This is a genomic window from Actinorectispora metalli (genome assembly GCF_056323685.1).
Window position 1 is genome coordinate 725,321 of the sequence record NZ_JBREYE010000002.1, and the last position, 13,771, is coordinate 739,091.

Consider the following 13,771-nt stretch of genomic DNA (forward strand, 5'->3'; position numbering starts at 1 on the left):
CCGGATTGTGGCTTGTCGAAGGGTGAGCGTAGCAATACATTCTGTGACTATGGACAGGCGCCGCAAGATCGTGATTGTCGGGGCGGGGCCCGCGGGTCTGCAGCTGTCCTACTTCCTCTCCCAGGCGGGCGCCGATCACGTTGTGCTCGAAGGCGAACCGGCGGTCGGCGCGTTCCTCCGACACTTCCCCCGCCACCGCAGACTGATCTCGCTGAACAAAGTGCACGTCGACAGCGACGACCCGGAGATCCGCCTGCGCTGGGATTGGAACTCGCTGCTCAACCACCGCGCGGACCTGCTTTTCCCGCACTACAGCCGGGAGTACTTCCCGCACGTCGACGATCTGTTGCGCTACCTCGAGGACTTCCACCGCGCACATGACCTGCCCGTGCGGTTCGGCCAACGGGTCACCGCGATCCGGCGCGGTTTCGAGGTGGAGACCACCGGTGATCGGTACCGGGCCGACTGCGTGGTGATCGCGACCGGCTGGCAGCAGCCCTACGTCCCGCCGATCAAGGGCATCGAACATGCCGTCGGCTACGAGGACCTCCACACCGATCCCGAGCGGTACCGCGGAAAGAAGGTGCTGGTCATCGGCAAGGGGAACTCGGCGTTCGAGACGGCACACGCGATGCTCGGGCACGCCGCGATGATCCACCTCGCCAGTCCGCGCCCGCTGCGCCTGGCTTGGAACACCAAACATCCCGGCGACGTGCGCGGCATGTACGGTGCCCTGCTGGACAGCTACCAGTTCAAGACGCTGCACTCGGTGCTGGACTGCGTGATCGACGAGATCCGCCCTGACGGCGACGGCTACCGGGTGTCGATCACCTACACCCACGCCGACGGGGAACGCGAGGAACTCGACTATGACGCGGTGCTGCGCTGCACCGGCTTCCGCATGGACACCTCGATCTTCGACCGGGACATTCGACCGGGGATGGTGCTGCCGTGCAGCCGCATTCCCGCGCTCGGCCCGGACTGGCAGTCCACAGTGGACGGAATGTACTTCGCAGGCACGCTGGCGCAGTCGCGCGACCACAAGCGGGCGTCCTCGGCGTTCATCGACGGCTTCCGCTACAACCTGCGCACCCTGTCCCGGCTGCTCCTCGAGCGCTATGAGAACACCCCGCTGCGCCCTGAACCGCTACCCGCCGACCCTGAAGGCCTGGCCGAATCCATCCTCGAGCGCGTCAACCACAGTTCGGCGCTGTGGACCCAGTTCGAATACCTCTGCGACGCCATCCGCTGGGAGGCGGGCCACCCCGAGCGGTACGAGGACCTGCCGGAGGACTACGCGCTCGCCCGCTTCGCCGACGCCGAACTGCTGCTGACCGTCGCGCTGCGGTGGGGGAGAGCCGAGCACCCGGACGTGTTCGCCATCCGGCGGCACCCCGAACCGGGACGTGCCGCCGAGAGCGCGTTCATTCACCCCGTGATCAGGGCCTACCGGCGCGGACAGCCGATCGCGGAACGGCACCTGCTGGAGGATCTGCTGGCCAGGTGGGACCGACAGGACCGGCACATCGGGCCGCTGCGCGAGTTCCTTGAAGCTCAGGCGCCGATCAGCAGCACCGGGTAGTGCCGAGGTTCGGCGCTGAGTTCGAGAGCGCCGTCCAACTCCGACACCGGCATCCCGTCACGCAGAACCCGGAACTGGCCGCTGACCCGCTCCACCCGCAGGTAGTCGCACATCAGCGAGCCGGCCTGCAGCCGACCTTCGTGCAGGGTCACCGACAACTCGCCGACGTCGGCCTGACCGCCGTCCCAGGACAGCAGCAGCACCCCGGGGCCGTCCGGAACCAGGGTGACCCGGTCGAAGGCGATGTCCTGGCCACGACCCATGCGCAGGCCGATCACGTCATGGTGCTGCTCGGTGGTCTGCGTGCCCAGCGCGATGATCGGCACCCCTAGACGCGCGGCGAGCCGGTGCGCGTCGGGGGAGCCCGAGCCCGCCAGGTCCACCACGGCGGAGACATCCGGGAGACCGCCCGCGGTCATCGGGGTGACCTCGACCGCGCCGACGCCCTGATCGTGCAAGGTGCTGCGCAATGTCTTGGCCTGCTGGCGCCAGTTGCGGCCGAAACCACGCACCACCGCCACCGAACCACGTCCACCGGCTGCGCTGGAGGCCGCGGCCGCCAATCTGCTCAGCCGGGAGGCCCCACGCTCGGCGGGGGGACTGGGGTTCACGACGATTGTCACTCAACGCTCCCTGGTTCACTCGCAGGCGCTCATCGGATCGTGTCGCTCAACCTAACCTCCGTAACGAGGCGGGTGATCACGTTGCAACGCTCTGACCTGGGCCTGTGACTGATCACACGGGAAAGTGGACGTGATCTGCGAAACACCGGCGGGTCTGTTCACGTGCCGTACACCGGGAAGTACCCGCACGGTAAGAGGTAGGATTGGCCGGTCACCGGCCGTCGCTTCACCGCGCGACCCGCCGTCCACACTGGACTTTGAGGCGGAGCCGGGCAATCGAGGCAGGAGCGGACCATCACAACGGCGGAAGCAAATCCGGCAGAGGTGCTCACCGAGGCCGGTCGGCGACGGACCTTCGCTGTGATCAGCCACCCTGACGCGGGCAAGTCGACGCTCACCGAGGCGCTGGCCCTGCACGCACGGGTGATCGCCGAGGCGGGCGCGGTGCACGGCAAGGCGGGCCGCAAGGGCGTGGTCTCCGACTGGCTGGAAATGGAGCAGGCCCGCGGCATCTCCATCACCTCCGCGGCCCTACAGTTCGGCTACCAGGACAGTGTGATCAACCTGCTGGACACGCCCGGCCACGCCGACTTCTCCGAGGACACCTATCGCGTGCTCGCCGCGGTCGACTCGGCCGTCATGCTGCTCGATGCCGCCAAGGGTCTTGAGCCGCAGACGCTGAAGCTGTTCGACGTCTGCCGCCACCGCGGCATCCCGGTGATCACCTTCATCAACAAGTGGGACCGCCCCGGCCAGGAGCCGCTGGCGCTGTGTGACGAGATCACCGAGCGCATCGGCCTCCAGCCCATGCCGCTGACCTGGCCGGTCGGCGTCGCAGGCGAGTTCCACGGCGTGCTGGAGCGCGCCAGCGGCGACTTCCTGCGCTTTCACCGGACCACCGGCGGCGCCACCGTCGCCGAGGAGGAGCGCATCCCTGCCGACCAGGTCCCCGCCGAACTCACCGCCGATTGGCAGCGGGCCTGCGAGGAGGCCGAACTCGTCGGCGAGATGGGCGGCGACTTCGACCTCGGCGCGTTCCTGGCCGCCAAGGCCACCCCGGTGCTCTTCGGCGCGGGTGTGTTGAACCTCGGGGTCCGCCAATTGCTCGACACCCTTGTCGCACTTGCGCCACGCCCGACCCCGCGATCCGATGCGGCGGGCTCGGAACGCGACCTGGAGGCGCCGTTCTCCGGGTTCGTGTTCAAGGTGCAGACCGGCATGGACAAGGCCCACCGCGACCGGCTGGCCTTCGTCCGGGTGTGCTCGGGGAAGTTCGAACGCGGCATGGTCGTCACCCACGGCCAGACCGGACGACCCTTCGCCACCAAGTACGCCCAGCAGGTGTTCGGCCGCGACCGCGCCACTCTCGACATCGCCTACCCCGGAGATGTGGTGGGCCTGGTCAACGCCGCCGCGCTCGGCGTGGGCGACACGCTCTACACCGGCAAACCCGCGGTGGAATACCCCGGCCTGCCCAGCTTCGCGCCCGAGCATTTCGCGGTGGTGCGCCCGGTCGACCTCGGTCGGGCCAAGCAGTTCCGCAAGGGCATCACGCAGATGGAACAGGAGGGCGTGGTGCAGGTGCTGCGCTCGGACCGCCGCGGCGACGGGGCGCCGGTGTTCGCCGCCGTCGGCCCGATGCAGTTCGAGGTGGCCGCCCACCGGCTGGAATCCGAGTTCGGCACCGCCGTCCGACTCGACCGGCTGCCGTACCAGATCGTCCGCAGGCTGCCCGACACCGAACAGGCCCCGCTGGTCGACCGCAGCGGCCGCGGCGAGGTCATGCAGCGCAACTCCGACGGCGCCTGGCTGGCCCTGTTCAACGACCGTGTCGCGATGGGTGTGGTGCAGCGCCTGCACGAGCAGTTGAGGCTGGAACCGCTCGTCGCGGGGACCGACTGAATCTTCATGCCGTTTACCGCTCATGAGCAACCGTTTGCCGCACGCCGCTTGAAGAGTTCAGCATGCCTCAAGCCGTTCTTGAGATCACCGTGATCTGCTTTTCAACAGAGTGCGTGCCAAATCTGTGTACAAATCTGTGTAGAAACGCGCATAAGCGTATTGGTGATCAATTGCCGCAATGCGTAGTTGATCTCCACGTTACACGCTTGATCACGCGGTCGGGCGTGTCACGACCCCGCTGAGCTGCGTTGTCAGTATCGGTCAAGGCGTTCGGTCGAACCTGTCACCTTTGTGCCTTTCGGCGACGAATTTGACCCGGTTGGCGTGGCGACGCGTAAGGATCGGCATTACACGCCGGACAATTTGCCTGTCACGGTTAACGGGATGAAGCCCACATCCGACAGGATAGGTGGAGGTGCTACTCAACGATGAGTACGGACACACAGGCAGTCGACGAAGAGACCTCATCTCGGCAGGGGGTGCGCAGCCTGCCGACCGCGCCATGCAGCGTGGTCTGGAGCAGAGGCCATGCGTACGTGCTGGAGAGTGGTTATGGCCGCGCCCGCTGGGCGGGTGTCGACGACAGGGGCCGTCCCGTGCTGCTGACCAGCGACGAGCTACAGCGCAGGGGTTGGAGCATGACCCGCCGCTGATCGGCGGCCACACGCGGCGCACCCACTGAGCACGCCGGGGGTATGGCACGCTGACCAGGCGTGACAGCGGCGGAAGATACGGGGTGCGCGGCGAGATGAGCACGGTGAGACACGACGGTCCGGACACCGGGGGACTTGTGGTGTCCGATCGCTTCTGGACCGTGCCGAATGTGTTGAGCCTGCTTCGGCTGGCCGGGGTGCCGCTGTTCCTGTACCTGCTGCTGGTGCCCAAGGCCGACCTGCTCGCACTGGTCGTGCTGGTGGTCAGCGCGATCACCGACTGGCTCGATGGCAAGCTGGCCCGCTGGCTGAACCAGACCAGCCGGTTCGGCGCCCTGCTCGATCCCGCAGCCGACCGGCTCTACATCGCCTCCACGCTGATCGCGTTCGTGGTGCGCGACATCGTGCCGTTGTGGGTGGTGCTGGTGCTGCTGGGCCGCGATCTCGTCCTCGGCCTGTGCCTGCTTCTGCTGCGCCGGTACCGGTTCGCCCCACCCGAGGTGCACTACCTGGGCAAGGCCGCCACGTTCAACCTGCTCTACGCCTTCCCGCTGCTCCTGCTCGCCCACGGCGACTACCCGTTCTCCGATATCGCCCAGGCCTTCGGCTACGCCTTCACCGGCTGGGGAGCGGCGCTGTACCTGTGGTCCGGGGTGCTCTACGTGGTGCAGGTCAGCGGTGCGGTATCCGCGGCCAAACGGCATATGCCCTGACCCACACCGAGTAACGCCGTTCGGCGCTGGATTTCCTGGTCAGGCCTGCTTAACGTATCCCTGCCCGGTCGTCGCAATACAACTGTGCGAAGTCCGGTCTGGGGTGGTCTGCTCGGGTAATCCGTCGCGTGCGGCACCCCCTCATGTCCACAAGGGGGTCATGTGTCACGAAGAAACCTCGCCGGTGTGCTCGCCGCGGCGACCGTGCTCAGCCTGGTGGCGGGCGGTTCGGCGCAGGCGATCAGCGGCGGCAGCCCGGTCACCGATGACGCGCTGCGGTTCGTCGCCAAACTCGACGTCGGTCCCGGCGTCCGGGCCTGCACCGGTGCCCTGGTCGCGCCGGAGTGGGTGATCACCGCGACGTCCTGCTTCGGCACGGGCGTCATCGCGGGAGCGCCGCCGCAGGCCACCACGGTCACCGTGGGCCGAACGTCCCTGTCGGCGAACACCGGCCACGTCGCGCGGGTGCAGCACCTGGAGCCGCGGGCGGACCGCAACGTGGTGCTCGCCAGGCTGGACTACCCGATCACCGACATCGCACCGGTCGCCATCTCACCGACCGCCGCCAAGGCGGGTGACGTGCTGCGGGTGGTGGGCTACGGCCGCACCGCGACGGAATGGGTGCCGGACAAGGCGCATAGCGCCACGTTCACCACGCAGGCCGTCGCAGGCAACCTGCTGGAGATCAAGGGCAGCACCGAGCGAAGCGGCGTCTGCAAGGGTGACGCGGGCGGTCCCGGTCTGCTGGGCACCGCGCTGGTGGGTGTCAATCACACCTCGTGGCAGGGCGGCTGTCTCGGCGAGACCGAGACCCGCAACACCGCGACTCAGAGCCGCGTCGACGACCTCGGCGCCTGGATCGCCCAGACCACGAAGACCTTCGCGGGCCCGCTGTCCTACACCTGGCGAAACCAGCAGCACACCTTCGCCCGCGCTGCCGACGGCAGCCTGGTGCACGGCTTCTGGGAGCCCGGGCTGCCCGTCAAGAGCGACAACTGGGGCGGTGCGTTTGTCGGCACGCCGACCGGCTTCAACTACCGCGACGAGCAGCAACACGTGTTCGGTCGCACCGCCGACGGCAGGCTCGCGCACTGGTTCTTCGACGCGCCGACCTGGAAGATCTACACCGACGTCTGGGACGGCCCCGGGATCGCGGGCGACCCGGTCGCCTACTCCTGGAAGGGCCAGCAACATGTCTTCGCCCGCGGCGTCGACGGCAAGCTGGTGCACTGGGCCTGGGAGCCCGGCCAGAACGTCCGCAGCGCCGTCCGCGGCAACCCCATCGTCGGCAACCCCACCGTGTTCCACTACGGCGATCAGCAGCTTCACGTCTTCGCCCGCTCCGCGGACGGCACGCTGCGCCACTGGTACTCCGACCAGCCCCTGAGCGGCATGGTGGAGGACAGCTGGCAGGGCCCGGCGCTGACCGCCGACCCGTTCGGCTACTCCTGGCGCAACCAGCAGCACGTCTTCGGCCGCGGCCTCGACGGCACGCTGGTGCACTGGTACTGGGAGCCCGGCCAGGTGCCCAAGACCGACAACTGGGGCGGCGCTTTCGTAGGCACCCCGACCGGCTTCAACTTCAAGGACGAGCAGCAGCACGTCTTCGCCCGCACCGCCGACGGCAGCCTCAAGCACTGGGCCTGGGATGTGCACACCTGGCAGCTCACCGAGGAGTTCTGGACTGGGCCGAAGATCACCGGACCGCTCACGTCGTTCATCTACGACCCGCAGCAGCACGTGTTCGCCCGCGGCGAGAACGGCGAGATCCAGCACTGGTGGTTCACCCCGGGCCGCACCGTCGAACAGGGCGGCTGGGACGGCAACCAGATCACCTGACACACCAGGTGTTGTAGGGTCCGCCCTGGTAAACACCCGTGAGTGGCAATCAAGGCTTCGACCTCGGTTGCCACTCACGGGTTTGACCTCGGGAGACAGTGCACGGGTGCAGCCAGAACACCGCAAACCGTTCAGCGAAGGCATTTCGCTGCTGCGCGGGCTGCTCGGTGACCACTTCGACCCCGGATACGCCGAAGCCGCGCGCCGCCGCGGCGGCAAGCCCGCGCCGCGCAGTCAGCGGGCGTGGCTGGCAGGCGGTGTCCTGGTGCTGGGACTGGTGCTGGCCGTCGCGGCGCAGGACGCCGCGCAGCGCGCCCCCGGCGCCGAGGAGATTCGACGCAGCCTTGTCGAGGACGTGCGCACCGCCCGCACCGACACCGATGCCCTGTCGGCTCGGGCGATCGAACTCGACGGCCAGGTCACCAAAGCGCGCCGCGAGGCGCTCAGCGGCGACGCCCAGGGATCGGCGGCGCTGGCCGAACTGCGGCGCCTTGAGGCCGCGGTGGCGGCCGTGCCGGTGCATGGTCCGGGGCTGCGCGTCACCGTCGACGAGCCGGACAAGCAGAACGTCCTGGACCGCGACCTCCAGCTGCTGGTGAACTCGCTGTGGTCGGCGGGGGCCGAGGCGATCGCCATCGGGGGAGTGCGGCTGCAACCCCGCGCCACGGTGCGGCAGGCAGGCGGCGCGATGCTGGTGGACAACCGGCCGGTGCCCAAGCCGTACGTGTTCGACGTCCTCGGTGCACCCAACGACCTGCACACCCGGCTGGTCAACACCGACGGCTACGGCCGCTTCTCCGCGTTCACCCAGGTCTATGGCACGGTGTTCCGCATCGAACGGGCCGAGGAGTTGCGGCTGCCCGCCGCCACCCCCGCCCCACTGCACGTCGCCAGTCCCGGAGGTGGCCGGTGATCGGACTCGTCGCGCTCGCGATCGGCATCGTCCTCGGTCTGTGGCTGGACCCGTCGGTCCCCGCGTGGCTCCAGCCCTACCTGCCCATCGCGGTGGTCGCGGCGCTGGACGCGGTGTTCGGTGGTCTGCGCGCGCAACTGGAGAAGATCTTCGACGCCAAGGTCTTCGTGGTGTCCTTCATCTCCAATGTGTTGGTGGCGGCGCTGATCGTGTTGTTGGGTGACCAACTCGGCGTCGGCGCGCAACTGTCCACCGCCGTGGTCGTCGTGCTGGGCATCCGCATCTTCGGCAATGCCGCCGCCATCCGCCGCCACCTCTTCAAGGCCTGATCATGAACCGGAACTCGGCCCTGATCGCGGTGCTGTGCCTGCTGCTCGGCATCGCCATCGCCACTCAGGTCCGGCGCACCCAGACCGGCGACTCGCTGGCCGAGGCGCGACCGCAGGACCTGGTGGTGTTGTTGGACGGCCTGCAGCAGCGGGAAGCCGCGCTGCGCAAGGAGATCGACGAGTCCGAGGCCGCGCTGCGCAGGCTGGAAGCCAGCGGCGACTCCTCGGCCGCCGCGCTGGAGCAGGCCCGCCGCCGCGCCGAGACGCTGGGCGTACTGGCGGGCACCCTGCCCGCGTCCGGGCCCGGCCTGCGCATCCGCCTGGTGGACCCGCAGCGCAAGATCACTGCTGAGGTGCTGTTGGACGCGCTCCAGGAGTTGCGCGCGGCAGGCGCGGAGGCGGTGCAGATCGGCGCCATCCGGGTCGGGGTGGATTCGGCTTTCAGCGGCTCGCCCGGCGCCGTCGAACTGGACGGACAGCGGCTCGTCCCACCCTACGAGATGGTTGCCATCGGCGACCCGCCGACACTGGCAGCCGCGCTCAACATCCCAGGTGGCGTAGTGGACACTGTTGAGCGATCCGGCGGCAGCGTTGCCGTCGACCAGGCCGACCGGGTGGTGATCACCGCCCTGCGACCGGTGCGAGAGCACAGATACGCCCGCCCCTCCGGTTGAGGCCCGGTGGAAAGCACAGAGGGAGAACGCTCAAGTGGTTGAGGACTTGAAGTACACCGACCAGCACGAGTGGGTGAAGCCGGTGGACGCCGACGCCCTGCGCATCGGGATCACCGACTACGCGCAGGCGCAGCTTGGCGACATCGTCTTCGTGCAGCTTCCCGAGGTCGGCGCGACCGTCGAGGCAGGCGAGTCCGTTGGCGAGGTCGAGTCGACCAAGAGCGTCTCGGAGATTTACGCGCCCGTCTCGGGTGAGATCACCGCGATCAACGACGCGGTCGTGACCGCGCCTGAGACGATCAACGAGCAGCCTCTCGCCGACGGCTGGCTGTTCGAGCTGCGTCCGTCCGACCCGGACGCGGTGGGCAACCTGTTGGACTACGCGGCCTACCAGACGCTGACCGGGAACTAGACCCGGCCGGGCGGCGTTGAGCCGGGTGTCCCGTCGATCTTGACGGGCGGGACACCCGCGGTTCAACGGATCTTGGCCCGGCCGCCGGTGGTCAAGGCACGCAGGGTACTTTGGGAGCACGGTCAGTGACGGCTGGCTGAGCACGACGCAGCAGGAGGGATGCTCAGGTGAGCACGAACGAGGGGCCCGGCGTTCCGCCGGAGCGCGCCACGGAGTCCACGTCGGTCTTTCGGGCCGATTTCCTTGCCGACGCCGAGGGAACCGCCGCCCCCGCCGAGCCCAATGTCTCCGGCGTCGAGTCGCTTCCCGCCGGTGCGGCGCTGCTGGTCGTCAAGCGCGGACCCAATGCGGGTTCCCGCTTCCTGCTCGACAGGGACACCACGAGCGCGGGCCGTCATCCCGATAGCGACATCTTCCTCGACGACGTGACGGTCTCCCGTCGCCACGCGGAGTTCCGCCGCGAGGGCTCGGACTTCGTCGTGGTGGACGTGGGCAGCCTGAACGGGACCTACGTCAACCGCGAGCCGGTGGACACCGCGGTGCTGGCCAACGGCGACGAGGTGCAGATCGGCAAGTTCCGCCTCGTTTTTCTGACCGGTCCGAACGGGGCCTAGGGCAGGGCGGAGTGGCCGGACTGCCGGACGCAGGTGGGGGGCTGAGCATCGGCACCGTCCTTGCTCAGCTTCGCCCCGATTTTCCCGAGGTCACGATTTCCAAGATCCGTTTCCTCGAGTCGGAGGGCCTGGTTCGGCCCGCGCGCACCACATCCGGCTATCGGCAGTTCAGCCCGGCCGATGTGGAGCGACTGCGGTTCGTGCTCGGCGCCCAGCGGGACCACTACCTTCCGCTGAAGGTCATCAAGGAGCAGCTGGACGCCATCGACCGGGGCTTACAGCCCGCCACCCCGACGGCCAAGGTGCCGCGTCGGCTGGTGGCGGTGGACGGACTTCCCGCGACGGAGGACTTCGCGCCCAGCGGCGATATCCGCATCACCCGCGAGGAACTGCTGGCGGAAGCGGAACTGGATCCTCCGGTGCTGGTCGAGTTGGAGCAGTACGGCCTGATCCGACCCGGACCGGCCGGTTTCTACAGCCCCGACGACGTGCGCATCGCGGCCACCGTGCGGGCACTGACCGACTACGGCCTCGAACCGCGTCACCTCCGCGCGTTCCGCGCCGCGGCGGATCGCGAGGTCGGCCTGCTGGAGCAGTTGGTGACGCCGCTGGCTCGACAACGCGACCCGGACGCCAGGGCCAGAGCCGAAGAAGTCGTGCGCGAATTGGCCCGGTTGTCCGTAACGCTGCACACCATCCTGGTCAAGTCCGGGTTGCGACGTGTCACCGGCGGTTGACGATCTCGCCACCGGGTTGTCACGCTTGATGCCTGAGTGTGATCACAGCTAAGGAATAGCGGCGATGGCAAGCGTTCGCCACGCCTGGCGGGTAGCGTCAGAGGTGTCGGTGAGCGATCCTCATTAGGTGGGAACACCGGGGCCCGCCCGGTGGTTGAGAGAAGAAGCTGGAGGAGGCGAGGCCCGATGAGCGAAATGCGTGTAGTCGGTGTGCGGGTCGAACTGCCTGCCAACCAGCCGATCCTGCTTCTCCGTGAGACGGAGGGCGACCGCTACCTCCCGATCTGGATTGGTTCGGTGGAGGCCACCGCCATTGCCCTGGAGCAGCAGGGTGTCCGCCCCGCCCGCCCCCTGACCCACGACCTCCTCAAGGACGTCATCGAGGCCCTCGGCCGCCAACTCCAACAGGTCCGCATCACCGACCTCCAGGAAGGCACCTTCTTCGCCGAGCTCATCTTCGACGGCGACCTCCGCGTCTCCGCCCGCCCCAGCGACTCCGTCGCCTTGGCCCTTCGCGCGGGCGTGCCCATCCACGCCGACGAGTCGGTCCTGGCCGAAGCGGGCCTGATCATCCCCGACGAGCAGGAAGACGAAGTCGAGAAGTTCCGCGAGTTCCTCGACTCGGTCTCCCCAGAAGACTTCCGCGGCGCCGACACCTGACCGCCTCCCAGCCACGCGGTCACCAGGACCGCTATGGCAGCTTGCCAAGGCAGCGCAGCGCATCCCGCCACGCAGCTGCGGTCGCCCTCCCGCTTCAGTGCCACCAATACCTGCGGCTGCTCTCGCGGACGGGATGGTCCTCGACCTGGCTGTTCGGTAGCGACCGCCGTTGTTCCTGGCCACCGACCACACCACCGCATTCGGGATGAACGTGTTCGGGAAGCCCGCCACGGTCATGCCGTAGAAGGTCTCGTAGCCGTCCCTCCAGACCTCCTGGATCTTCAGCCCGTTGCACGGCATTGCGCTGGCTCATCCATCGCGCTGGACCCATCGCGCTGGACCCATCGCGCTGGACCCATCGCGTCCAACCCAACTCCGCCCCACCTCCAGCCCGCGCGACGTGGAACTCGATCGCTGCTGGGCTGTGCCGAACGCGTTGAGCCCTGTTTCGCGGTCAGCAGCCCAACCGCCGTGTGGTCGGGAGTGACGGCGCGGGGCTGGTTGTGAGCTGACGCCGGACGACGACCGACTGCACGAGATCCGCGATCGTGTCGTTCCACGTCTCCTCATCGACCTGCGCGTACCGTCGATTCGGGGGCGCCCGGCCAAGCTCTCCCAGGCCGTCATGATGTCGTCCTACGTCGTCATGATGCGCCAGCAGGGGCGCATGTTGTCGTCCTGCGGCGACCTCATGGGTTTTGCCTGTCGGGTGTTGCTTCTGGCGGAGTACTTGTCGGCAAAATGGCATAGCTCCCGGTGCGCCGCGCTGGGTGGTCGATGCGGCTGCGGACGCGACAGGACTGCTGAGCACGTCGAGCCCGTGATGCGCGGCTTCTGTCAGCACTTGCGCTTCGGCCGGTATGAAGGCTGCGTGGCAGGCACAGGCGCGGCGGGGCAGGCGCCGAGGGGCTGGGTAGTGGTGACGTCGAACACGCCAAGGCGATCTTGAACGTATCGAAAGAAGATCATGTTTTGTGGGGGCGGTGGCGCAGGGTTACCGCTGTATTCGGGTGCTCACGGTGAGTCTCACCCCCTCGTGGCGTCCGAACGGGGGAACGCTTTCCCGTTGCTCGACATCAAGTTGAGCTTCAACCCGGCGACTCTCCGCGCGTCGCGTTGACCTGCCTGCCGGGCAGTCTTACCGTCGTTCCTGGGTGAATCGCGTCGATGTCATTCACATCGGCACCTGCTCGTGACCACGTTTCGTCACTCCCGGCGGAACGCGGATCACGCGTCGCCGGCCGCCTGGCCGGTCGAGGGGAGGCACGTATGGTCGAGGAAACGCCGAGCCGGGCTACCAGCGAGCAAGGCGAGCTGTTTCCTGACGAGTCGCTGCCCAACGAGCTCGTTGGCTACCGAGGCCCCGCGGCCTGCCAGATTTCCGGTATCACCTACCGGCAACTGGACTACTGGGCGCGGACCGGCTTGGTGGTCCCCTCGATTCGCAGCGCGTCGGGATCCGGCAGCCAGCGGCTGTACTCGTTCAAGGACCTGCTCGTCCTCAAGGTCGTCAAGCGACTGCTCGACACGGGCGTCTCGTTGCAGAACATCCGGGTAGCCGTCGACCACCTCCGCCGCCGCGGGGTGCAGGACCTCGCCAAGATCACGTTGTTCAGCGACGGCACCACGGTCTACGAGTGCACCTCGCCGGAAGAGGTCGTGGATCTGCTCCAGGGCGGTCAGGGCGTGTTCGGCATCGCCGTCAGCGGCGCCATGCGGGAGATCAGCGGCACCATTCACGACTTCCCGTCCGAACCCGCCGACGGAGCCGAGATCGTCGCGCACACTCACGACGAGCTGTCCCGCCGCCGTCAGGCCCGCCGGATCGGCTGAAACAGCATCGTTAACTCGGGCACGGCGGTGCTGGTTGAAGGCGCAATGAGAGGTACAGTTGCGCTGTAGTCGTACTCCGAGCGGGAGAGCCCGACTAGGCAGGTGAGTCGGCGCCGAAGGAGCAACTCCTCCCCGGAACCTCTCAGGCAGCAAGGACCGCTCGGAACAGACACCTCTGGAAAGCGGAGGGCCCGACACGGGCCATCCCGCCGACGGTGCAAGCCGGCTTGTCCGGTGAAGCTCTCAGGCGCCTACCCAGCGTGGGCACGGACAGAGGGGGAGGGCGA

Annotated in this window: 14 protein-coding genes and 2 riboswitches; of the genes, 13 read left to right on the forward strand and 1 reads right to left on the reverse strand. The window is 68.0% G+C overall.

Annotation, left to right across the window (positions count from 1 at the left end; all coding sequences use genetic code 11):
• Positions 1-49: 49 nt before the first annotated feature.
• Positions 50-1,582, forward strand: coding sequence for an NAD(P)-binding domain-containing protein (locus ACU6XJ_RS23510; protein WP_476315716.1), 1,533 nt, complete (start codon positions 50-52; stop codon positions 1,580-1,582).
• Here the strand turns inward: ACU6XJ_RS23510 and ACU6XJ_RS23515 are convergent.
• Positions 1,555-2,205, reverse strand: coding sequence for a hypothetical protein (locus ACU6XJ_RS23515; protein ID WP_476315719.1), 651 nt, complete (start codon positions 2,203-2,205; stop codon positions 1,555-1,557). The two genes, ACU6XJ_RS23510 and ACU6XJ_RS23515, sit on opposite strands and share 28 nt — an antisense overlap.
• 294 nt (positions 2,206-2,499) lie before the next feature.
• Between ACU6XJ_RS23515 and ACU6XJ_RS23520 the strand changes: the two genes are divergently transcribed.
• From ACU6XJ_RS23520 to ACU6XJ_RS23575, 12 genes are all read left to right on the forward strand, one after another.
• Positions 2,500-4,107, forward strand: a complete 1,608-nt coding sequence (locus ACU6XJ_RS23520; RefSeq protein WP_476318599.1) for a peptide chain release factor 3 — start codon at positions 2,500-2,502, stop codon at positions 4,105-4,107.
• 428 nt (positions 4,108-4,535) lie between these two features.
• Entirely contained in the window at positions 4,536-4,760 is a 225-nt protein-coding gene (locus ACU6XJ_RS23525; protein WP_476315722.1) for a hypothetical protein, read from the forward strand.
• A 95-nt stretch (positions 4,761-4,855) separates the two neighbouring features.
• Positions 4,856-5,473: a cardiolipin synthase ClsA gene (clsA, locus tag ACU6XJ_RS23530; RefSeq protein ID WP_476315725.1), complete on the forward strand. Its 618-nt coding sequence runs from the start codon at positions 4,856-4,858 to the stop codon at positions 5,471-5,473.
• A 162-nt stretch (positions 5,474-5,635) separates the two neighbouring features.
• A complete protein-coding gene (locus ACU6XJ_RS23535) occupies positions 5,636-7,312 on the forward strand; it encodes a DUF8189 domain-containing protein (protein WP_476315728.1) in 1,677 nt (558 codons plus the stop codon).
• A gap of 106 nt (positions 7,313-7,418) precedes the next feature.
• A complete protein-coding gene (locus ACU6XJ_RS23540) occupies positions 7,419-8,225 on the forward strand; it encodes a DUF881 domain-containing protein (RefSeq protein ID WP_476315731.1) in 807 nt (268 codons plus the stop codon).
• A complete protein-coding gene (locus tag ACU6XJ_RS23545) occupies positions 8,222-8,554 on the forward strand; it encodes a small basic family protein (protein WP_476315733.1) in 333 nt (110 codons plus the stop codon). The genes ACU6XJ_RS23540 and ACU6XJ_RS23545 overlap by 4 nt, the downstream gene beginning before the upstream one ends.
• 2 nt (positions 8,555-8,556) lie before the next feature.
• Complete coding sequence (locus tag ACU6XJ_RS23550) at positions 8,557-9,228, forward strand: DUF881 domain-containing protein (RefSeq protein ID WP_476315736.1); 672 nt, start codon at positions 8,557-8,559, stop codon at positions 9,226-9,228.
• Positions 9,229-9,262: 34 nt separating this feature from the next.
• Positions 9,263-9,640 carry a glycine cleavage system protein GcvH gene (gene gcvH, locus ACU6XJ_RS23555; protein WP_476315739.1) on the forward strand — a complete coding sequence of 126 codons (378 nt, stop codon included), beginning with the start codon at positions 9,263-9,265 and terminating at the stop codon, positions 9,638-9,640.
• Positions 9,641-9,807: 167 nt separating this feature from the next.
• On the forward strand, positions 9,808-10,254 hold the full coding sequence (gene garA / locus ACU6XJ_RS23560) for a glycogen accumulation regulator GarA (RefSeq protein WP_476315741.1): 447 nt from the start codon (positions 9,808-9,810) through the stop codon (positions 10,252-10,254).
• A 41-nt stretch (positions 10,255-10,295) separates the two neighbouring features.
• Entirely contained in the window at positions 10,296-10,991 is a 696-nt protein-coding gene (gene ftsR / locus ACU6XJ_RS23565) for a transcriptional regulator FtsR (protein WP_476318601.1), read from the forward strand.
• A 186-nt stretch (positions 10,992-11,177) separates the two neighbouring features.
• Positions 11,178-11,651, forward strand: coding sequence for a bifunctional nuclease family protein (locus tag ACU6XJ_RS23570; protein ID WP_476315744.1), 474 nt, complete (start codon positions 11,178-11,180; stop codon positions 11,649-11,651).
• A 1,269-nt stretch (positions 11,652-12,920) separates the two neighbouring features.
• On the forward strand, positions 12,921-13,484 hold the full coding sequence (locus tag ACU6XJ_RS23575; RefSeq protein WP_476315747.1) for a MerR family transcriptional regulator: 564 nt from the start codon (positions 12,921-12,923) through the stop codon (positions 13,482-13,484).
• 71 nt (positions 13,485-13,555) lie between these two features.
• A riboswitch (glycine riboswitch) is annotated at positions 13,556-13,653 on the forward strand.
• Positions 13,654-13,768, forward strand: a riboswitch (glycine riboswitch). It abuts the riboswitch before it with no gap.
• Positions 13,769-13,771 lie beyond the last annotated feature (3 nt).

Coding starts and splice junctions, on each gene's coding strand:
- clsA (WP_476315725.1), top strand. CDS start 4,856: ATGAGCACGGTGAGACACGACGGTCCGGACACCGGGGGACTTGTGGTG.
- ACU6XJ_RS23575 (WP_476315747.1), top strand. CDS start 12,921: ATGGTCGAGGAAACGCCGAGCCGGGCTACCAGCGAGCAAGGCGAGCTG.
- ACU6XJ_RS23510 (WP_476315716.1), top strand. CDS start 50: ATGGACAGGCGCCGCAAGATCGTGATTGTCGGGGCGGGGCCCGCGGGT.
- ACU6XJ_RS23550 (WP_476315736.1), top strand. CDS start 8,557: ATGAACCGGAACTCGGCCCTGATCGCGGTGCTGTGCCTGCTGCTCGGC.
- ACU6XJ_RS23570 (WP_476315744.1), top strand. CDS start 11,178: ATGAGCGAAATGCGTGTAGTCGGTGTGCGGGTCGAACTGCCTGCCAAC.
- ACU6XJ_RS23525 (WP_476315722.1), top strand. CDS start 4,536: ATGAGTACGGACACACAGGCAGTCGACGAAGAGACCTCATCTCGGCAG.